20 protein-coding genes are annotated in these 21,850 nt (G+C 30.8%); 7 read left to right on the top strand and 13 right to left on the bottom strand.

From position 1 onward, the window contains the following. Nucleotides 1–55 precede the first annotated feature (55 nt). Nucleotides 56–1,045 carry a GTPase ObgE gene (obgE, locus tag SJY27_RS07515; RefSeq protein WP_397447645.1) on the top strand — a complete coding sequence of 330 codons (990 nt, stop codon included), beginning with the start codon at nt 56–58 and terminating at the stop codon, nt 1,043–1,045. Nucleotides 1,046–1,578: 533 nt separating this feature from the next. Here the strand turns inward: obgE and SJY27_RS07520 are convergent. Next, complete coding sequence (locus tag SJY27_RS07520) at nt 1,579–2,151, bottom strand: RNA polymerase sigma factor (protein ID WP_397447646.1); 573 nt, start codon at nt 2,149–2,151, stop codon at nt 1,579–1,581. 198 nt (nt 2,152–2,349) lie between these two features. Here SJY27_RS07520 and SJY27_RS07525 point away from each other — a divergent pair, with 198 nt between their 5' ends. Further along, on the top strand, nt 2,350–3,213 hold the full coding sequence (locus SJY27_RS07525; RefSeq protein WP_018942691.1) for an RNA polymerase sigma factor RpoD/SigA: 864 nt from the start codon (nt 2,350–2,352) through the stop codon (nt 3,211–3,213). Nucleotides 3,214–3,359: 146 nt separating this feature from the next. Here SJY27_RS07525 and SJY27_RS07530 read toward each other — a convergent pair whose 3' ends face one another. The 4 genes from SJY27_RS07530 to lysS form a co-directional block, all read right to left on the bottom strand. Further along, nucleotides 3,360–4,211, bottom strand: coding sequence for a DUF3667 domain-containing protein (locus SJY27_RS07530; RefSeq protein ID WP_397447647.1), 852 nt, complete (start codon nt 4,209–4,211; stop codon nt 3,360–3,362). A 185-nt stretch (nt 4,212–4,396) separates the two neighbouring features. Continuing rightward, nucleotides 4,397–6,385: a type I pullulanase gene (gene pulA / locus SJY27_RS07535; protein WP_397447648.1), complete on the bottom strand. Its 1,989-nt coding sequence runs from the start codon at nt 6,383–6,385 to the stop codon at nt 4,397–4,399. A 60-nt stretch (nt 6,386–6,445) separates the two neighbouring features. Continuing rightward, complete coding sequence (locus SJY27_RS07540) at nt 6,446–7,363, bottom strand: glutaminase (RefSeq protein WP_397447649.1); 918 nt, start codon at nt 7,361–7,363, stop codon at nt 6,446–6,448. Between the two features lie 122 nt (nt 7,364–7,485). Further along, on the bottom strand, nt 7,486–9,180 hold the full coding sequence (gene lysS, locus SJY27_RS07545) for a lysine--tRNA ligase (RefSeq protein WP_397447650.1): 1,695 nt from the start codon (nt 9,178–9,180) through the stop codon (nt 7,486–7,488). A gap of 485 nt (nt 9,181–9,665) precedes the next feature. Between lysS and SJY27_RS07550 the strand changes: the two genes are divergently transcribed. Both SJY27_RS07550 and pdeM read left to right on the top strand, forming a co-directional pair. Next, complete coding sequence (locus tag SJY27_RS07550; RefSeq protein WP_397447651.1) at nt 9,666–12,113, top strand: ligase-associated DNA damage response DEXH box helicase; 2,448 nt, start codon at nt 9,666–9,668, stop codon at nt 12,111–12,113. Further along, nucleotides 12,110–12,772, top strand: a complete 663-nt coding sequence (gene pdeM, locus SJY27_RS07555) for a ligase-associated DNA damage response endonuclease PdeM (protein WP_397447652.1) — start codon at nt 12,110–12,112, stop codon at nt 12,770–12,772. Before SJY27_RS07550 ends, pdeM begins: the two co-directional genes overlap by 4 nt. A gap of 75 nt (nt 12,773–12,847) precedes the next feature. Here the strand turns inward: pdeM and SJY27_RS07560 are convergent, their stop codons facing one another. The 6 genes from SJY27_RS07560 to SJY27_RS07585 form a co-directional block, all read right to left on the bottom strand. Next, nucleotides 12,848–13,963, bottom strand: coding sequence for a CNNM domain-containing protein (locus tag SJY27_RS07560; protein WP_397447653.1), 1,116 nt, complete (start codon nt 13,961–13,963; stop codon nt 12,848–12,850). Nucleotides 13,964–14,150: 187 nt separating this feature from the next. Beyond that, nucleotides 14,151–15,056 carry a DUF3078 domain-containing protein gene (locus SJY27_RS07565; protein ID WP_397447654.1) on the bottom strand — a complete coding sequence of 302 codons (906 nt, stop codon included), beginning with the start codon at nt 15,054–15,056 and terminating at the stop codon, nt 14,151–14,153. Nucleotides 15,057–15,117: 61 nt separating this feature from the next. After that, a complete protein-coding gene (locus SJY27_RS07570) occupies nt 15,118–15,981 on the bottom strand; it encodes a DUF3078 domain-containing protein (protein WP_397447655.1) in 864 nt (287 codons plus the stop codon). Nucleotides 15,982–16,029: 48 nt separating this feature from the next. Next, complete coding sequence (locus SJY27_RS07575) at nt 16,030–16,581, bottom strand: DUF2480 family protein (RefSeq protein ID WP_397447656.1); 552 nt, start codon at nt 16,579–16,581, stop codon at nt 16,030–16,032. Between the two features lie 39 nt (nt 16,582–16,620). Beyond that, nucleotides 16,621–16,941 (bottom strand): SUF system Fe-S cluster assembly protein, encoded by a 321-nt coding sequence (locus tag SJY27_RS07580; protein ID WP_397447657.1) that lies wholly within the window; start codon nt 16,939–16,941, stop codon nt 16,621–16,623. A 7-nt stretch (nt 16,942–16,948) separates the two neighbouring features. Then, nucleotides 16,949–17,368, bottom strand: coding sequence for a SufE family protein (locus SJY27_RS07585; RefSeq protein WP_397447658.1), 420 nt, complete (start codon nt 17,366–17,368; stop codon nt 16,949–16,951). Nucleotides 17,369–17,522: 154 nt separating this feature from the next. On the opposite strand from SJY27_RS07585, the gene SJY27_RS07590 reads away from it, so the two are divergent. Together SJY27_RS07590 and SJY27_RS07595 are read left to right on the top strand one after the other, a co-directional pair. Further along, a complete protein-coding gene (locus SJY27_RS07590) occupies nt 17,523–18,449 on the top strand; it encodes a PfkB family carbohydrate kinase (protein WP_397447659.1) in 927 nt (308 codons plus the stop codon). Nucleotides 18,450–18,508: 59 nt separating this feature from the next. Continuing rightward, nucleotides 18,509–20,407, top strand: coding sequence for an amidophosphoribosyltransferase (locus SJY27_RS07595; protein WP_397447660.1), 1,899 nt, complete (start codon nt 18,509–18,511; stop codon nt 20,405–20,407). Nucleotides 20,408–20,479: 72 nt separating this feature from the next. Here SJY27_RS07595 and SJY27_RS07600 read toward each other — a convergent pair whose 3' ends face one another. Together SJY27_RS07600 and SJY27_RS07605 are read right to left on the bottom strand one after the other, a co-directional pair. After that, on the bottom strand, nt 20,480–20,740 hold the full coding sequence (locus SJY27_RS07600) for a Txe/YoeB family addiction module toxin (RefSeq protein WP_397447661.1): 261 nt from the start codon (nt 20,738–20,740) through the stop codon (nt 20,480–20,482). Then, nucleotides 20,741–20,989 (bottom strand): type II toxin-antitoxin system Phd/YefM family antitoxin, encoded by a 249-nt coding sequence (locus tag SJY27_RS07605; protein ID WP_397447662.1) that lies wholly within the window; start codon nt 20,987–20,989, stop codon nt 20,741–20,743. Nucleotides 20,990–21,503: 514 nt separating this feature from the next. Between SJY27_RS07605 and SJY27_RS07610 the strand changes: the two genes are divergently transcribed. Continuing rightward, nucleotides 21,504–21,782, top strand: a complete 279-nt coding sequence (locus SJY27_RS07610) for a hypothetical protein (RefSeq protein ID WP_397447663.1) — start codon at nt 21,504–21,506, stop codon at nt 21,780–21,782. The last annotated feature ends 68 nt before the right edge of the window (nt 21,783–21,850 follow it).

Genomic DNA, 21,850 nt, shown 5'->3' on the forward strand with positions numbered 1-21,850 from the left:
TTAAAAGGAGAACAGACAGTGGCTGTTAGGTATTTTGAATCTAAATTTAAAGAATATGACAGAAGGTAACTTCGTAGACTACATAAAAATATATGCTTCTTCTGGCAAAGGTGGGCAGGGTTCTGCACACTTGCATAGAGAAAAATATATTACCAAAGGTGGTCCTGATGGTGGAGATGGTGGACGTGGAGGACACATTATTTTACGTGGTGATAAAAATATGTGGACGCTATTTCACCTAAAATTCAAACGCCATTTTAGAGCAGAAGGTGGTGGAGCAGGAAGTAAAAGTAGAAGTACTGGTTCTGATGGTGAAGATATTTATATTGATGTTCCATTAGGTACCATTGTACGTGATGCAGATACTGATGAAATTATAGTAGAAATTACAGAACATCAAAAAGAAGTTGTTTTACTTCAAGGTGGAAAAGGTGGTCTTGGAAACTGGAATTTTAAATCCTCTACCAATCAAACCCCAAGGTATGCTCAACCAGGCATGGATGGTTTAGAAGGATGGTTTAGAATAGAATTAAAAATATTAGCTGATGTTGGTTTAGTTGGTTTCCCAAATGCTGGCAAATCTACCTTATTGTCTGTTTTAACCGCAGCTAAACCCAAAATTGCAGATTATGCTTTTACAACCTTAAAACCTAATTTAGGTATTGTTGAGCATAGAGATCATTCTACATTTGTAATGGCAGATATACCTGGTATTATTGAAGGTGCTGCAGAAGGTAAAGGTTTAGGTCATCGTTTTTTACGTCATATAGAACGTAATTCGGCTTTGTTATTTTTAATACCTGCAGATTCTGATGACATTAAAAAAGAATATGAAATTCTTTTAAACGAGCTTAAAAAGCACAACCCAGAGTTGTTAGATAAAGATAGAATATTAGCTATTTCTAAATCAGACATGTTAGATGAAGAACTAAAAGCAGAAATTAAGCAAGAATTGCCTAAAAGTGTAGACAGCTTGTTTATATCATCTGTAGCTCAAATTGGCTTACAAGAATTAAAAGATAAGCTTTGGAAAATGTTGAATTAAGCAAAAACAACCCTTTTTGGTACAAATATCACAAAAAGTAAAGAGACTGTTTTCACAGTCTCTTTTTTTGTGATTTAACTCACTCATGATAGATAGTCCCCCAACTTTCTATCAGTTTTTAAGTGCTTCTAACACTTCAATATTTTTTTTGACATCAATCTACATATTAAAAAATTAAGAAACTGCACAAAAGATTGTATAAACTTAAAAAGATTTTAATTTTCTTTGATGTATTTTTAATAACTAATAATAAGACCTTTAATACCTCTCTTTATCTAATCTCAGATAAAATTAAAAGCGTCACAAATATAGTAGATATTTCAGTACAAATCAAATCTGATTTCGACACTAGCTAAACAAACTTTAAAACCCTTTTTTTTCAGCACTTTAACCTCATAAAAACATAAAATATCTGTCAATTTTAAAAAATCATATTGTAAGAAAATACGAAATAATAGATTATTATCTTTTAAAATTAACCAAATTTATTATGATAAATAAAACGTTAAATTATGGTTATCCTTATTGCTAAATTATAGTTCTGCATAAATGCTCACAACTTTTTGTTTAGCCCTTTTAATTCTCATTTTTGTTGCGCTTTCTCCTATTGCTAAAGTATCTTTTATTTCTTTTATACTTATATCATCTTGATATTTCATTAAGAGAATCATTTTATCCTTCGGATTCATTAAGCCTAAAGCTCTTGTTAATTTCTCTGATTTTAAATTAGAAAGTTCTGCCTGTTCGTGTTCTTCAAACCTATCTTGATCTTTAATTAAATCTGTAACTAGCGTAACTTTTTCTCTTTTTTTATGAATATCTCTTTGTACATAATTTACACAAAAATTGTAAGTAAAAGCATATAACCAAGTAGAAAACTTAGCTTTACCTTTAAAAGTATTCAACTTTAAAAACAAACGCACAAAAATATCGTGGGTTAAATCTTCTGCTTCTTGCATATTTTGTGCAAAACCATAACACCTGTTGTACACAATTTTAGCATATCTATTATATAATATAGCAAATAATTGTGAGTTACTTGTTGCTGTAATTTTAAAAATTAATTCTTCGTCTGTTAAGCTATGTAGTGTAGTATTCTTCAACATCTATTACCTTTAGGCTACAAAAAAAAGGAAATTATTATCTGTTTTCTTTAAAAAAAGTTAAGTAGTATAATTTAAACGTTAAATGCTTAAACTATCTCTTTTAAAAAAAATATAACCTTTTTGTAACATTTCTATAAATAGTTACGTATAACTAATTGTAGCAATACATTAATCCTTTAAAAAGTCATAGAGAATTAGATGAGACAACTTAAAATTACAAAGCAGGTTACGAACAGAGAAACTGCGTCATTAGACAAATACTTGCAAGAAATTGGAAAAGTAGACTTAATTACAGCTGATGAAGAAGTAGAATTAGCACAGCTTATAAAAGCGGGCGATCAAAGAGCATTAGAAAAATTAACGAAAGCCAATTTACGTTTTGTGGTATCTGTTGCAAAACAATATCAAAATCAAGGATTAACGTTACCAGACTTAATTAACGAAGGAAACTTAGGATTAATCAAAGCTGCAAAACGTTTTGATGAAACTAGAGGATTTAAATTTATATCGTATGCTGTTTGGTGGATTCGTCAATCTATCTTACAAGCATTAGCTGAGCAATCTAGAATTGTACGTTTACCATTGAATAAAATTGGTTCTATCAATAAAATCAATAAAATGTACGCGTTTTTAGAGCAAGAAAATGAACGCCCACCAAGTGCAGAAGAAATTGCAAAGAAATTAGACATGACTGTTAATGACGTTAAAGAATCTATGAAAAATTCTGGACGTCATGTATCTATGGATGCGCCTTTAATTGAAGGTGAAGATTCTAATTTATACGATGTATTAAACTCTGGGGAATCTCCAAATCCTGATCGTGTTTTGTTACATGAATCGTTAAGAATTGAAATTAATAGAGCACTTGAAACGCTTACTCCAAGAGAAGCAGATGTGGTAAAATTATATTTTGGTTTGGGTGAACACCAACCCATGACTTTAGAAGAAATTGGTGAAACGTTTGATTTAACTCGTGAGCGTGTTCGACAAATTAAAGAAAAAGCAATTCGTAGGTTAAAACATACGTCTAGAAGTAAAATTTTAATGACCTATCTAGGATAAGCATTATTCTAAAAAAATATAAAAAACTCTCAAATTAGCTTTTGAGAGTTTTTTTGTTACATAGCTAAACGATCTACATTAGCTTTATGACAAATAGTTTTTGGTGATAAAAGTGTATATTTATTCACATACTTTTTTCAGTTAATTTACATTTTTACATACCCCAAATACGCCAAAACCACACCTACTAAAAACCCAACAATAACAATAGCTAAAAAGAGTATCGTTAAACCAAGAAGAAAACGAAATAGTTTTAATGTATTTTTCCAAATAGATAAATCATATATTTTTCCGAATGCAAACATATAATAAATGATGTATATTAAAATACTATACATATATATGGATGGATGCACCAGCATTGAAAGGAAAAAGAGTATTAATGACAAATACGTTGTAAAGCCAAAAAAGTAGGCATTAATCACAATATGCTCACCAAAATTATGAGGCTTCCAAAAGGTCCATTTACTTAAAACTGCGTAAATAAAAACGAAAACAAAAGCTAACAAGTTATAAAATTGCAGCATAAAATTCATCATGCCATCTAAAATTTTTAATTGCAATTGCGCTCCTTTCTTTTCAAATTCTAACTTTTGCTTCTCTTTTTTAGAGATTCCTTTAATAGAAGCAATATCTAAATTTGCTTTCTTTTTGTATTCTTCTACTTGCCCTGCATTAATTTCGCTATTTACCGCTTTAAAATCATCAGAAAAATAATTAAATACCAATAAAGAAATTGCTGCACCTACAGCTAAAAAAGCAAAAGGATTCATGTAGCGCTTTCTAACACCACCAATCACCTCTTCTACAAGAATATGAGGCTTTCTGGCAGCCATTCGTAATGTTAAAAAGAATTTACTATCAATTCCGAATACATTAATAAAAACATCTACAAGTAAAGCTTTAAAAGTAATTCTGTCTTGAATTACCTTAGCACCACAGTTTACACAAAAATGTGCACTTTCAGATAATGGATGTTCGCAGTTTTTGCAGTTCATATTACCAAATATAAAAAAAGGAAATTAAAATTGAGTTTCGTTTGTGTTTTTTATCTAAAAACCTGTTCTTCTTATAGATTAGTATTTCTAAAAAAAGAGTTATTGATTCAATTTAACGTTCTAAAGCATTAAATACCCCAAAGAATTTAAAGCTATACTTAGTTTTAGGTACAACACGTATTCTTTTATTTTTGATATAAAATTACCATAGAAATTGCTGGAACTATAATTTTGTGATTTACTTTTTCAACGTCATCAAAATAAAAAGTGTCCTCTAGCACACCAACATTCCAATTGGAATTTAATGTGTAATTCACTGGTTTTGTGTTTGCATTATAAATCACCAAAATAGTAGCCCAAGAATCGTTATTTGCACTATTTTTTATTTGATAAGCAACCAAACCATCTTCAGATTTTAAAAATCTTAAATTTTCTTGAACCTCTTTGGCTGAATACATTCGAAATGCAGGATGAGCTTTTCTTAACTTAATTAAATTCTGAAAATAAGTAACTACATCAGCATTTTTTAATTTTAAATTCCAATTTATTTGATTGATTGCATCTGGAGATTTATATGAATTATGTTCACCGAATTTGGTTCGCATCATTTCTGAACCCGCATGTAAAAAAGGAGTTCCTTGAGCAGTTAATACAATAGCAATTGCCAATTTGTGCATTGCTTTTATTTCTATTTCTGATGCACCAGGTTTAGAAATTTTGAGTTTATCAAATAATGTATGATTATCATGACAAGACACATAATTTATGGCTTGCCAAGGTTTATTTGCCCAAGGTTTATTGGAATAATTTACTTTATTGTAATCTATTTGAGGATGATGTATAGCACCAACAACTCCAAATTTTATAGATGCTTCTTTATTTTTTGCACCACTTACAAACCCCGTACTTTTATCATCAAAAACAGATCCTTTTATGCCATCTCTAAGATCATCAGAAAAAGCAGCTATTTGAGGCATTTGTTTGGTATGTTTTTTTAATGCCCTTTTATTTTCTGGCAGTGGAGAATCTCCAGCAGTCCAACCTTCACCATAAATTAAAGCATTAGGATTTAAATTTTTTACTGCTGTTGCTAATGAATTCATTGTGTTGATGTCATGAATCCCCATCAAATCAAATCTAAAACCGTCTAAATGATATTCTTCTGTCCAATATTTTACAGATTCAATCATAAATTTTTGCATCATTGTACGCTCTGAGGCTGTTTCATTTCCACATGCAGCAGCATCAGAATAACTGCCATCATTATTAAATCGATAATAATACCCTGGATTTTCTAAATTAAAATTTGAGTTTTCGGTTTTGCCTGTATGATTATAAACTACATCTAATATCACACCAATTCCTGCATCATGAAAAGCTTTTACTAAGGTTTTAAATTCCTTAATCCTTACAGATGCATCAAAAGGATTTGTTGCAAATGAACCTTCTGGAACATTATAATTTTTAGGATCATAGCCCCAATTAAATTGTGGAGTTTCTAATTGAGTTTCATCAATAGAGTAATGATCAAAAGTGGGTAATAAATGCACGTGAGTGATTCCCATTTCTTTAATATGATCTATTGCAGTAGAAACATTTTGTTCGGTTTTTGTACCAGATTCTACCAAACCTAAATATTTACCAGGATAAGTAGAGTTAGCTTCTTTTTGAATGGTAAGATCTCTAATGTGTAATTCATAAATTACAGCATCATTTGGCGATTGTAAAACAACGTAATTATCATTTTCCCATTCTTTAGGATTTGTAGTTTCCATATTTAAAATCATGGCTCTATTACCATTTACACCAACTGCTTTTGCATAAATACCTGGTGTTTCGTTTAACCATTTACCATCAATATAAATTTGATAGGTGTAATACACACCCACTAAATCTTTGTGAATAGTTTTAAACCATACTCCGTTTTCATCAATGTGCAAAGCCAACGATTCATATGCCTTAGTATCGTTTCCTGTTTTGTATAAATGTAGTTTTACAGCATTGGCTCTAGGTGACCAAATTGTAAAAGTTGTGGCCTGTTTAGTATAGGTTAACCATAGTTTTTTGTTTGTTGTTGGATAATCATTAAAAGAAGAAAACAGAGTTGTTTTATTTGAGCAGGCGTTTATGAACATAAATAAGAATAAAAATGATAAAATTTTGTTGACTTTCATAGCATTACATTAAAATGAAAGTAGAAAGTTCATCAATTTAATTGAAACAAACAACTCAAATTAAAAAATAGAAGAAGCCGTTTGTGTTGTAAATTGCTCTAAAAACAACATGGCTTTGTAAGAGTTTCCTTTTTTATTTAATTTCGGACTCCAAACTGTTATGCAATATTCATCTGGATGAATGGCCACAATGCCACCACCAACACCACTTTTACCAGGTAAACCTACTCTAAATGCAAACTCACCAGATTCGTCGTAAAAACCGCAGGTAAGTAAAATAGCATTGATTCTTTTGGCCTGACTCATACTTAAAACTCGATCTCCTTTTTGTGTAGTAAAATGATCATCTGCCAAAAAAAGAAAAATTTGTGAGAGCTCTTGGCAACTCATTTCTAAAGAACAGGTATAAAAATAAAAGTCTAAAACTTGATCAATATTATTTTTAATATTACCAAAAGATTTTATAAAATTACACAAAGCAATATTTCTGAAACCCGTTATTTTTTCTGATTGTGCTACTTTATTGTTATATTTTAAATGAGGGTTATTAGAAATTTCTTTACAAAACATCAAAAAATCTTCTTTTGGGTTTTTTAAATGACTCATTAAAACATCACATACAACAATTGCACCAGCATTGATAAACGGATTTCTTGGTTTGCCTAAATCTGCTTCTAATTGCAATAAAGAGTTGAACGGATTTCCTGAAGGTTCAACATCAACACGTTCCCATAACGTTTCTCCTTGCAATTTGTAAGCCATGGTTAGGGTAAGGATTTTTGAAATACTTTGAATAGAGAATTTTTTATCAAAATCTCCTATGCTAAAAGATTTTTTATCAATTGTAGTAATATTTATACCAAAATTATCTGGAGATACATTACCTAATTCAGGAATATAATTGGCTACTTTTCCTGAATCTTCAATATTTTTAACATCAGCATAAATGCTTTCGATTATTTTTTGATAATTATCCATTGGTTAATTTTTGATTTATCAAAACTATTAGAAAATTATGGAATAAAAAAAGGAATTGCATTGCTACAATTCCTTTAAAATATTTTATTAAACTCTAAAATAAGTTCAGAATAATAATTTTGTTATACAATTTCCACAAACAAACCTTCATCAGTTTTAGAAACTTTGGCAACTTCTTTTTTAGTTAAGCCTTTAATGGTTTTATCCCACTTTTTGTTTGACAAGCCAGATTGTGTTTTTAAAGTAACCAATTCTATTTTTTCTGCTTTAGTGATCATTGCTAAAACTGCTTTTTCTTCATCATTCAATTCTACAGCAGGTGCTTTTTTCTCTGGTCTCATTTGCGGAAAAAACAATACTTCTTGTATAGATTGATTATTGGTTAAAAACATAATTAACCTGTCCATACCAATTCCCATTCCAGAAGTTGGTGGCATACCATATTCTAAAGCACGTAAAAAATCTTGATCTATAAATTCGGTTGCTTCGTCATCTCCTTTTGCTGCTAATTTTAATTGATGCTCAAAACGCTCACGTTGGTCAATGGGGTCGTTCAATTCAGAATACGCATTGGCAATTTCCTTACCACAAACCATCAACTCAAAACGTTCTGTTAATTCTGGGTTAGTTCTGTGTTCTTTACAAAGTGGAGACATTTCTTTAGGATAATCTGTAATAAATGTTGGTTGAATGTAATTTCCTTCGCACTTTTCTCCGAAAATTTCATCAATCAATTTACCTTTCCCCATGGTTTCATCAACCTCAATATGCATCCCTTTTGCAGCAGCTCTAATTTCATCTTCAGTTTTATCATAAATATCAAAACCTGTAAATTCTAAAATAGAATCGCGCATGGTAATTCTTTTATAAGGCGCTTTAAAATCAATTTTATGTTCGCCAAAAGTAGCTTCAGAAGTTCCGTTTACAGCTGTTGCACAATGCTCTAAGAGTTGTTCACAGAAATCCATCATCCAGTTGTAATCTTTGTAAGACACATAAATTTCCATGGCTGTAAATTCAGGATTATGTGTTCTGTCCATCCCTTCGTTTCTAAAGTTTTTAGAAAACTCATACACCCCATCAAATCCACCAACAATCAAACGTTTTAAGTACAATTCGTTTGCAATTCTCATGTATAAAGGAATATCTAAAGAATTGTGATGCGTAATAAAAGGCCTTGCTGCAGCGCCTCCAGGAATGGGCTGTAAAACCGGAGTTTCAACCTCAAAATAACCAGCGTCATTAAAAAATGAACGCATGGCATTAAACAATTTTGTACGCTTAACAAACACTTCTTTTACATGCGGATTTACTACTAAATCTGCATAACGTTGTCTGTAACGCATTTCAGGATCTGTAAACGCATCATACGTTTTACCATCTTTTACCTTTGGAATTGGTAAAGGTTTTAACGCTTTAGAAAGCAGTTTAAATTCTTTTACCAACACTGTTTTTTCGCCAACTTTAGTTGTAAAAAGCGTACCTACTACTCCAATAAAATCGCCTAAATCTAATAATGTTTTAAAAACAGTATTGTAAAGTGTTTTATCTTCACCCTCACAAATTTCATCTCTATTAAAATACAATTGTATTCTGCCTTCGCCATCTTGTAATTGACCAAAAGAAGCTTTACCTTGAATGTTTTTTACCATCAAACGACCAGCAATTACCACTTTTTTACCTTCAGTAAAATTTTCTTTAATTTCTTTAGAATTTGAATCTAAAGGAAATAAATCTGCAGGATAAGGATTGATGCCTAAATCTCTTAATTTTACTAACTTTTCTCTACGTACAACTTCTTGTTCTGATAATTGCATTTGCTGTTTAATTTCTGATGTTTAATAAAGTTTGCAAAGATACAATGAATGCGCAAATACACAATTCAGATAAATGTAAAAAAAGAGATAATTATTTTAGGATAACTAAAAAGAATGTATCTTTGCATATCACTTTTTGTTAGAGTGATAATAGTTGTGTTGTTTTGTCACTTTCGTAAAAGTGTCTGGTTTTGTTAACCAATGGAAAGCTTCCCAAACTTGGGTTGCTTTTTTTGTTTTATATCGAATTTAAATCAGTAGTTAACCACTTAAATTTATTTAAAAATTAAAACATAAACTAGTCTGAAAAGCGTCTAAAAATATTTACAATTCTAGCTCAAAGAATTTTATATTGATGTGATTACATCTTAAATTTGTAATTTATAAGCATTTATTACCTCTCTAAAGGAACTTATAATTGCAGAAGATTTTGTTTTAGTTGGTCTAAAACATTAAAAAGACTAAAAATCGATTAATAACTATAGTTGAGCAACTTTAAACAAACCCAAGGCTACCAAATCATCCAAAATTGGATGGAAGAAAAAGGACACGCTCCTTTTAGTTTTCAAGCGCAAACTTGGGAGCGTTATCACAATAATTTTAGTGGAATGGTAGTAGCGCCTACTGGTTTTGGAAAAACATTCTCAGTCTTTTTAGCTGTTGTTATTAATTATTTAAATCACCCAGTAAAACATAAAAAAGGTTTAAAACTCATTTGGATTAGTCCTTTGCGTTCTTTGGCAAAAGATTTGGCAAAAGCTATGAATACTGTTGTAGAAGAAATTGGTTTAGATTGGGAAGTGGCTGTTAGAAATGGAGATACGCCTACCAACATCCGCAGAAAACAAGAACGTTTAATGCCAGATGTTTTGTTAACCACTCCAGAAACTTTACATCTTTTATTTTCTCAGAAGAAAAATTCACGTTGGTTCAAGAATGTAAATTGTATTGCTGTTGATGAATGGCACGAATTGTTAGGTTCTAAAAGAGGTGTTTTAGTAGAATTGGTAATTGCAAGAATTCGATGTTTGTCTCCAAAATTAAGAATTTGGGGAATCACAGCAACTATAGGTAATCTTAAAGAAGCTAAGGAAGTTTTAATGCCTTATCGTGGTTTAAAAACCACCATGATTAAAGCCAAAGAGAAAAAGAAAATCGAGATTGTTTCTGTGTTGCCAGATGAAGTAGAAGAATTGTCTTGGGCAGGTCATTTAGGAAAAAAAATGAGTTCTAAAATCATTCCTATTATTTATGAAAATAACACGACTTTAATATTTACCAATACCAGAAATCAGAGCGAATTATGGTATCAAATTTTGATTGATGAAGCTCCTGATTTAATTGGACAAATTGCAATTCATCATGGATCAATAGATAAAAAGCAACGTAATTTTATTGAGGATGCTATTTCTGAAGGGATTTTAAAAGCAGTCGTTTGCACCTCTTCTTTAGATTTAGGAGTCGATTTTAAACCTGTAGATTGTGTCATCCAAATAGGTTCTGCAAAAGGAATTGCACGCTTTTTACAAAGAGCAGGAAGAAGTGGACATTCTCCTTTTGAAATTTCAAAAATATATGCAGTTCCTACACATTCTCTGCAATTAATTGAAGTTGCTGCTGTAAAAGAAGCTGTAAAACAAAACGAAATTGAAGCCAGATATCCTTATGTATTGACTTACGATATTTTAGTACAATTTTTAGTCACTTTGGCGGTTGGTGAAGGTTTTAAAGCGGATGAAACTTTTCAATTAATTCAAGAAATTCACGCCTTTCATTATCTTACCAAAGAAGATTTTAATTGGTGTATGCATTTTATTACCCAAGGAGGAAATACACTAAAGGCTTATGAAGAATTCCACAAAGTGGTTTTAGATGAAGATGGATTTTATCGTGTAAAAAGCAGAAGAATTGCGATGATGCACAGAATGAATATTGGTGTGATTGTTGGGGAAGTCATGTTGTATGTAAAATTCTTTTCTGGTGGCTATATTGGAATGGTGGAAGAGTTTTTTATATCAAAATTAAAAAAAGGCGAAGCATTTGTAATTGGTGGTAAAGTTGTAGAAATGCAACAAATTAAAGATATGACTGTTTTGGTTAAAAGAAGCAAGTCTAAAAAAGCCATTACACCAAGTTGGTTGGGTGGTCGATTGCCATTAACGTCTTTTTTAACACATTTTTTAAGGTTAAAATTAAGTGATGCTATTTCTGCCAAAAAGAAAGAAAAAGAATTGACATTCTTGCATCCTTTATTGAAAAGGCAAGAAGAAAAATCTCACATACCAAAACACGACGAATTCTTAACAGAATTGATAAAAACTAGAGATGGTTTTCACTTGTTTATGTATCCTTTTGAAGGACGATTGGTTCACGAAATTATGGCAAGTTTAATTGCGTATAGAATTAGTAAAATTACACCCTTAACCTTTACCATTGCTCAAAATGATTATGGTTTTGAGTTACTTTCTGACCAAGAAATCCCATTAAATGAAGAAAATATTGCACAAATTTTATCCAAAGAAAACTTAATGCAAGACATTTCAGGAAGCATCAACGCAAGTGAAATGGCTTCAAGAAAATTTAGGGATATTGCTGTAATTGCTGGTTTGGTGATACAATCTCAACCAGAAAATAAAAAATCAAATAAGAGTTTACAATCTTCATCTGGATTGATTTTTAGAGTCTTAAACGATCACGAACCCAGCAATTTATTATTGAAACAAGCGTATAACGAAGTTTTTGATTATGAATTGGAAAAAGTACGTTTGCAAAAAGCGTTTCAACGGATTGAAGAAAGTACTATTCTTTTAAAAAGAGCCAAAGATTTTACACCTTTAAGTTTTCCACTAAAAGTGGATAGTTTACGAGGCACTATGAGTAATGAAGAGCTCAGTAAACGCATTCAACGCATTCAAAAACAAGCTTTAAAATGATAAAACCACTCACAATTGTAACACAAAACATACATTGTAACCAAGAGGTTTTAACATTAACGAATCAACGTGTGATGTATTGGAAAACACAAGAAAGCTTAATTTTAAGTGATTTACATATTGGCAAAGCTGCGCATTTTCAGAAAAGTGGCATCCCTATTCCTTCCTCAATTTTAGAGCAAGATTTAGAACGACTAGCGCAGTTAATTCATCATTTTAAAACTAAAAAATTAATTATTGTTGGCGATTTGTTTCACGCTGAATACAATAAAGATTTAGACGAATTTAAGCATTGGTTATTCAATTTTAAAGATTTAAAATTAATACTCATCAAAGGAAATCATGATCGACTAAAACAAGCTATTTATGACGATTTTAATATTGATGTTTATCAGCCTTCTTTAGAACTTGAAGCAATACAATTTGTACATGATATCGTTGAAACCCAGAACAATGTTTTTACGATTTCTGGACACACACACCCAGGAGTGTTACTGAAAGGAAAAGGAAGACAACGCATTAAATTGCCTTGTTTTCAGGTAACCAAAAATCAATTGATTTTACCTGCTTTTAGTTTGTTTACAGGTTTAAATACCAAAAACGCTCCTAAAAATTGTACAAACTATGGTTTTACTGAAGATGCTATTTTTGAGGTTTGATTTTATCATCTGAAGTAAAAGACCTCAAAGGTTTTGAAAACCTGTGAGGTCTGAATTATATAAATTAAAAGCTTTTTACTCTTCTTTAGAATCTTCAATAATTCCCATTCTTTTGGCACGAGTTTCCCAAGATTTTCTAGCTAAGGCTTGTAAGTCTGCTACATTATCGGTTTCATCCATAATCTCTAAACCTAACAAAGTTTCTATAACATCTTCTTGAGATACCAAGCCACTTACAGAACCATATTCGTCTACCACTAAAGCAATATGTTCTCTTTCCTTTATCAATTTGTCAAACAAATCAGGTATCGATAAATCTCTATTGGTAATTAAAATATCTCTTCTAATGGTTGCTAAAGACTCCTCTCCTTTTCCGTTAATTATAGCTTCTAACAAACTGTCTTTTAAAAAATAACCTGTAATTTCATCTGGATTTTCTTTAAAAACCGGAATTCTAGAAAAACGTAAATTTTTATGACTATTGTAAAAAGATTGAATATTTTCGGTTTCATCTGCAGTTTCTAAAACTGTTCTTGGCGTCATAACATCGTTGACTTTTATTTCTTTAAAGCCCAACATATTTCGAATTACTTTACTTTCGTTCTTTTGAAAAACACCATCTTTTTCGGCCATTTCTGTCATTACTAAAAAACCTTCTCTACTTAAAATACTACCATGTCCTTTGCCTCCAATCAATTTTGTAGTCAACTGTAAAACCCAAAGAATCCCAGTATATTTTAAAGGGAAAATCATTACATTTAAGGCTTTTGAAGTGAAATTCGCTAAGTTTTTCCAATAGGTAGCCCCAATGGTTTTGGGTATAATTTCGGAAGCGACTAAGATTAAAATCGTCATAATTGTAGAAACAACACCAACCATCAAATCCTCAGTAAATTCAACACCAAAAACACTTATGGTTTCACTTCCATACATTTCTGTATAGGCTACTTTTGCTTGTACCCCCACCAAAATAGCACCCACAGTATGTGCTATGGTATTAATAGTTAAAATAGCTATTAAAGGCTTATCAACATCTTTTTTTAATACTTCTAGCTCAGCTGCATACGTTTCACCTTCGCTTTTTTTTAAGTTGATAAAAGTTGGTGTGATACTCAGCAAAACTGCTTCTAAAATAGAGCACAAAAAAGAAAAGAAAATAGAAATTGTAGCGTAAATAATTAATAGTGTCATCCACAGAAATTTAGAATGTAAAAATAATTAATTATACTGATTAAAATCTAACATCGTGCTAAAAAAGCGGGATTTATTTAAAGGCAAATTATAATTAAGTTATTTGTAATGCCTTAAATTTAGATGAAAATAAAAAAACCTCAAGAAATTCTTGAGGCTCAATTTAATTTTATAGAATTCTATTTGTTTAGTAAGCATAACTTAAACCAAATAACCAATACGATTGCAATTTATTATCTGCGCTTGCCAAATCTACACTTTGAAAGTTTGCAGCTTCTTGTCTGTTGCTACGCAAACCGAACTCAAAACCTAAACCAATTCCTTTCCATATTTTATATCCAAAAGAGTTAGTCCATGTCCAGTTAGATAAATCTGTACTATTATAACTTTGAAACATTGATAAATTAGATTTTACACTTAACCCACCATATTTATTAGTATAATCTGCTACAATTTTTGCACCTAAAGAAGAATCAAAAACAGTTTCTCCACTACTAAATACAAAATTATAGTTTCCTGGATGCATTACCACTACTAAGTGACTTGTTGGTGTCCAAGTAATACCAGCACCTAAATCTAAATAACCAGGATCATTAAAACTACCATCTAATAAAGTTGTCCTATATTCTGCTAAACCAGAGACAGCCCATTTTTTATTTAATCGCTTACCATATAAAGAAGAAATGGTAAAAACATCTGTAGCTGTATCAAAACCTTCATCACCAGTAATAGCTTTATCATCTAACTTTACCCATCCTAAATTTACTGTTCCAGAATTTCTCCAGAAAAAATCTTTTTCAATAAGGTTTGCAAATGCATTAACAGTGATTCCGATATTTCCTGCATTTACATCAGGCGCTTTTCTTGCATACCAGTTGTTAAAACCAGATAAACTTGCACCAATGGTACCAAATGCTCCTTTTCTCCATCCTGGAAGCGCATCAATTTTAGATTGTAAGGCTTTTACCTCTTCTTGTAGTTTTGAAATTTCGGCTTTTTTAGGTGCCATTTCTTTTTTTAGCTCTTCAGCAGTTTGTGCATTTACAGAAAAGCTAATAGATACTAATAATAGTAAAATTGATAGTTTTTTCATTTTTTGTCTATTTTAATTCAACGTGTAAAAATACGATTTTATACTTTAGACAATAAAAATCTTAATAAGTCACTTTATCATGGAAATTATAATTCACGCCTAAACCAAAGAGCTGTCTGAATTGAATTCTACTAGATGCATTGTCATCAATAATAGTTTGAAAAGTCATTAACATTTTGATAGATTTATTCACCTTAAAACGAATATTTGTTTGATAATCAGTATCTACGTTACCTACATTGGCTAAATAATCTGAATACAAGGTTAAAATATTTTCCATCTGAATGTTTTCCATCAAATTAAATTTATAATACCCAGAAAGGTTAAAACCTAAACTAAATGCTGTATTTCTTCCATCGTCTACACCAAATTGCCCAGAAAAATCATCATTAACAAATGTATATCTTGCTGTTGCTGGTGCAATATTTAGATTTAAATTATCAGATTTTTTCCACAACATTCCAGGACCAAAAGTTAAATAAGCAGGTGATAGAAAATCTGACACTGTTTCTTTTGGTTCTTTTTTGTAGTTAAAACCTTCTGTATATTGTGTTTTAAAATTACTGATAAAAGAAAAAAACCAAAAAGTAGTGGTTTTAATACCTAAAACGGAATTCAATTCAAAACGGTCGTCGGTTTTTCTTAAGCCTTTTTCACTTAAATGACTTAAACCATAACCTGTAATTAATCTGGTGTCCCAGTTAATATGCTTTTTTTTGTAATTAAAATCGTAGTTTACATTAAAGTTTCCAGCAACCGTATTTTCACCTCCTGAAGCCCAATTAGAAAATGAAGATTGATTGAATATAAAAGCAAATCTTCCTTTAATTTTCCATTTTGGCTGTGGTGGATCCTCTTTTTTTTTCTTTTGAGAAAAAGTGGTGATAGAAAATAGTATTATAAAAAACAGCAGTAACTTTTTCACAAATAACTTTTAAGACACAAAAATAAGTTTATCCGCCAAAAAACAAAATTATTTTTTAGATTTATATAAAGGAACTGTAGAGCAAGCTTCGCCAAACAAAATCGATTTGGCAATAGGCTGTAACTTTTCTATTAAAAAAGCGAAGGCAGAATCTGGTATAGGTTTATCTGCACAACCCTTAATAATTACAGGTGCGTTTACAAAACTTTTAAAATCAATAAAAGAAATTAACTCTTGATAAATAACGGTTTCTAACAACGTTAAATCGCCCACCACTACTTTATTTGCAAAAGGCATGATTTCTGAAGCTACCAACATAAAAGCCCATGATGGAATAATAGCATCAACAGAACAAGTTACAGCTACAAAGGTATTTTTGTATTGTGACCAATCGTGATTTTTAACTGAAGCTCTAAAATCTTTTTCTTTAAGAATCATTTCTTGAAACAACCAATCTTTAATATCAAAAACTACTCGCTTTCCTTCAGGATAAATTTCTTCAAGATCAAAAGTTTTTAATTTGCTTGTTGCAACTCTATTTATTAGTAACTTCTCCAAAGGAGGAGAGACAGCAGATTGTGGTTTATCTTGTTTTTTCATTTTAATTCCATTGTGTTCCCCTTTGAGGAAACTGGGGCTTTATAACATCCCCAATTCTAGTTTTGCTTCTTCACTCATCATGTCTTGAGTCCAAGTAGGATCAAAAGTAATTTCTACCTCACACTCGTTAATGTCTTTTAAGGTTTTTATTTTATCTTCTACCTCAACAGGTAAAGTTTCTGCAACAGGACAATTTGGTGAAGTTAAGGTCATTAAAATTTTTGCATTATTTTCATCAGACACAAAAACATCGTAAATTAAACCCAACTCATAAATATCTACAGGAATTTCTGGATCATAAATGGTTTTTAAAACTCTTATAATTTTGTCTCCAATTTCTTCTAATTCTTTCTCTGTCATCTTAATATTATAATTTAGTTTGTTGCGCAATGGCATACATTTTTATTTGTTTTACCATAGACACCAAGCCATTTGCTCTTGTTGGCGATAAATGCTCTTTTAACCCAATTTCATCAATAAAATTAGTTTCAGCATTTAAAATATCAGTTGGTTTTTGGCCAGAAAAAACACGTAATAATAAGGCTACAATTCCTTTTGTTAAAATAGCATCACTATCTGCTGTGTACTTTATTGTATCATTTTCTAACTCAGAATACAACCAAACTTTAGACTGGCAACCTTTTATCAAGTTTTCATCAAGCTTGTAGGCATCTTCAATTATAGGTAGCGATTTTCCTAACTCAATGATATACTCGTAACGTTCCATCCAATCATCAAACATAGAAAACTCGTCAATAATTTCTTCTTGTATTTCTTTGATAGTCATTTTTAAAACTTATTTTTGTGGCTTATTATAATAAACAAAATTAGGCATTAAAAGCCACATATTTTGATAAGCAAATAAATATTAACAATGTGTTATAGAATAGAGTTATAATACATTTTTAAAACGCTTCTTAAAAAGAGTTTAACACAAAAATATGAGTAAATTATTAGCAGTTGGTACAGTAGCATTTGATGCCATTGAAACGCCTTTTGGTAAAACCGATAAAATTTTAGGAGGTTCTGGAACCTTTGTAGGCTTAGCAGCAAGTCAGTTTGGTATAGAAACAGGTGTTGTTTCTGTAGTTGGTGGAGATTTTCCTCAATCATATTTAGATATGATGAATGCAAAAGGCATTAACACAGATGGTGTAGAAATTATTAAAGAAGGAAAAACTTTTTTTTGGAGTGGAAAATATCACAATGATATGAACTCACGTGATACTTTAATTACTGAATTAAATGTGTTAGAAAATTTTCAACCAGTGGTACCCGAAAATTTTAAAGATGTTGGTATTGTAATGTTAGGAAATTTACATCCTTTAGTGCAGGCTTCTGTACTAGACCAAATGCAAGAAAGACCTAAATTGATTGTTTTAGACACTATGAATTTTTGGATGGATATTGCACTAGATGATTTACATACTGTTTTAAAAAGAGTTGATGTAATTACCATTAACGATGAAGAAGCACGCCAACTTTCTGGAGAATACTCTTTGGTAAATGCTGCTAAAAAAATTCATGAAATGGGGCCACAATATGTGGTTATTAAAAAAGGAGAACATGGCGCTTTATTGTTTAATGAAGGGAAAATGTTTTTTGCACCAGCTTTACCTTTAGCAGAGGTTTTTGATCCTACAGGTGCTGGAGATACTTTTGCAGGTGGTTTTTGTGGTTATTTGGCAAAAACAGAAAACATCTCTTTTGAAAACATGAAAAACGCAATTATTTATGGTTCTAATTTAGCTTCGTTTTGTGTAGAAAAATTTGGCACAGAACGAATGCAAGGTTTGAAAAAAGACGAAGTAGAAAGGCGTTTGCAAGCTTTTAAAGAATTAACACAATTTGATATAAAATTATCATAAATAAAAAACCGCGCCTAAACACGCGGATTTTTTTTTACATAAATATAACACACAATTAAATGAGTGACGCAATTAAACACGAATGCGGAATTGCATTAGTAAGATTAAAAAAACCATTACAGTTTTACAAAGACAAATATGGTTCTGCTTTTTACGGAATTAACAAAATGTATTTGTTGATGGAAAAGCAACACAATCGTGGGCAAGATGGTGCAGGTTTTGCTAGTGTAAAATTTAATGTTGAGCCAGGCACTAGATATGTAAGTAGAGTACGTTCTAACAAATCGCAACCTATACAAGATGTTTTTGCACAAATAAACGATAGAATTAATGGTGTTTTTGAACAAAACCCCACTAAAAAAGAAGACGTAAAGTGGCAAGAAGAAAATATGCCTTACATAGGTAATTTATTTTTAGGTCATGTGCGATATGGAACTTTTGGAAAAAATTCTATTGAAAGTGTGCATCCTTTTTTACGCCAAAGCAACTGGAAACACAAAAACTTAATTGTAGCTGGTAATTTTAATATGACCAACTCTAATCAAATTTTACAAGAATTGATAGAGTTAGGGCAGCACCCAAAAGAGTTTACAGATACTGTAACTGTTATGGAAAAAATTGGGCACTTTTTAGAAGATGAAGTTGCTAAATTGTATCAACAAGCCAAGAAAAAAGGGTTTAATAAAAGAGATGCATCCCCTTATATAGAAAAAAATCTAAGTCTAAAAAAAGTATTAAAACGCTCTTCTAGAAATTGGGATGGTGGTTATGCTATGGCTGGTTTAGTTGGGCATGGAGATGCATTTGTTTTACGCGACCCAAATGGAATTAGACCAACTTATTTCTATGAAGATGAAGAAGTGGTAGTGGTAGCCTCTGAAAGACCCGTAATTCAAACTGTTTTTAATGTTAAGATTGATAAAGTGCAAGAATTAGAAAGAGGGCATGCATTAATCATTAAAAAAAGTGGTAAAACATCTATCAAAAAAATAAAAGAACCTAGAGCAAATAAAGCTTGTTCTTTTGAGCGCATTTATTTTTCTAGAGGAAGTGATGCCAGCATTTATGAAGAACGTAAAAACTTAGGAAAATATGTGTTTCCTAAAGTACTAAAATCTATAGATTCTGATATTTCAAATTCTGTATTTTCATTTATTCCTAACACTGCAGAAACCTCTTTTTATGGAATGACAGAAGCTGCAGAAGATTTATTAAATCAACAAAAAACAGCCAAAATTCTAGAAGGAGGTTATAAATTATCAAAAGAAAAAGTTACCGAAATTTTATCTGAAAGACCTCGTTTTGAGAAAATAGCTATAAAAGATGCCAAATTAAGAACGTTTATTGCAGATGATAATTCACGCGATGATTTGGTAGAACACGTTTATGATATTACGTATGGAGTTGTAAAACCTACAGATAACTTGGTGATTATTGATGATAGTATTGTACGTGGTACAACCTTAAAAAAGAGTATCATTAAAATTTTAGATCGTTTAAGCCCTAAAAAAATAGTAGTGGTTTCTTCTGCACCTCAAATTCGTTATCCTGATTGTTATGGAATTGACATGGCAAGAATTGATGCTTTTATTGCTTTTAAGGCAGCCTTAGAATTATTAAAAGAAACCAATCAATACCAAATTATTGATGAGGTTTATAAAAAATGTAAAGCACAACAAACCAAAGAAGATACCGCAATTAACAACTATGTAAAAGAGGTGTATAAGCCTTTTACAGCAGAACAAATTTCTGCAAAAATTGCACATATGCTTAAAACTGATGACATCAATGCAGAAGTTGAAGTTATTTATCAAACTATAGAAGGCTTACACAAAGCCTGCCCAGATAATTTAGGCGATTGGTATTTTACAGGCGATTATCCAACTCCTGGTGGTATGAGAGTGGTAAATAATGCCTTTATCAACTTTTATGAAGGAAATAATGAAAGGGCTTATTAATCTTTTTTAAATGTTTATAACCAACAAAAGAGCGAATTGTAAAATCGCTCTTTTGTTTTTATGCTTAAATATTTATTTACCATAATGATAACGACAAGCAGCAATAAATAACTGTTCGCTCTCGTATTTGTAAACCAATCGATGTTCAGAAGTTATTCTTCTAGACCAATACCCTTGCAAATCTCCTTTTAATGCTTCTGGTTTTCCAATACCTTCAAATGGTGTTCGAATGCAATTTTTGAGTAACTCATTAATTCTTTTTATAATTTTTTTATCAACTTTTTGCCAATATAAATAGTCGTTCCAAGAAGAAATAGACCAAGTTAACTTCATTTATTGTATCATTTCATTTTCAATACCATTACCAGCTTCTAATTCTTTAATAGAATTTAACAAAACATCTCTATTTTTTCCTGTAAGTAAATACGTAGTTTCTTTTAAAGAATTGTATTCATCTAAAGAAATAAGCACTAAATCTTTACCACCTTTTCTTTTGATGACAATGTCGCTTACATCATTAAATACTTTATCGAACCAATGTTTTAAATTCGCACGAAAATCTGTATAATTTACTGTTTCCATATCACAAATATACAAAAAAGAACTTATTTAAGTACTTTTAATTTTAAAACTTCATAACTGTACTCCTACCCTTTTTTGAAGATTTTATTGCTGTTTACTTTGCCTTTTCTAAGATCTTTTTGTTATTTGATTAGTATTCAAAAAATTTCTTTTGTAACTGAGCTACAAAAAACTCATTTAAACCAATAAATACAACAAAAAATAAGGCGCTGTTCATCAATGCATTGAAAACTACCTCTCCCCATTTATGGGGAGGCACCTCCCCATAAATGGGGAGCAAAAAATTTCACCATAAATGGGGATTGTGAGAAACTTATTTTCTATGTAGTTTTGAATGGTAAATTAAAAACTGATCACTTTTAATTTACACTGCTAGCAAGAAAAAGAATGTTTATAAAAATTGCGCACATTCTTTTTTAAATGAACTATACCAAGAAGATATTCTTGGATATTTTTTATGAACATATACTTTATGTTCTGTAACTGAATTTAAAAAAATTAAAAAATAAATAAAATGAAGAAAATAATTTTTAGTTTTACTATATTTTTTATTAGTATTACGATTAATCCTAATAATATAGAAGACTTCGAACTGAATATGCCTTGTGAAGAATACGCCACTAATGCTGCAAGGGCAGAAATCAAATATTATGGTGGACATCATAATTGGTACAATGTTTATACTAGCTGGTATAATGATTGCATGGATCCGGATATAATGAATGGTGATCCTTCAGGTTGGGAAGACCCTATTTTTTGTGACTTAAGTTGTTGGCCTAGTTATTATGATTAAAAAAAGATCTGCTACTATTCATTTTTAATCTCTTAAAAATGGATTTAACTTTTGGCTATTTTAGAATA

The sequence above is a fragment of the Polaribacter sp. R77954 genome, from assembly GCF_044595335.1.
GTDB lineage: Bacteria > Bacteroidota > Bacteroidia > Flavobacteriales > Flavobacteriaceae > Polaribacter.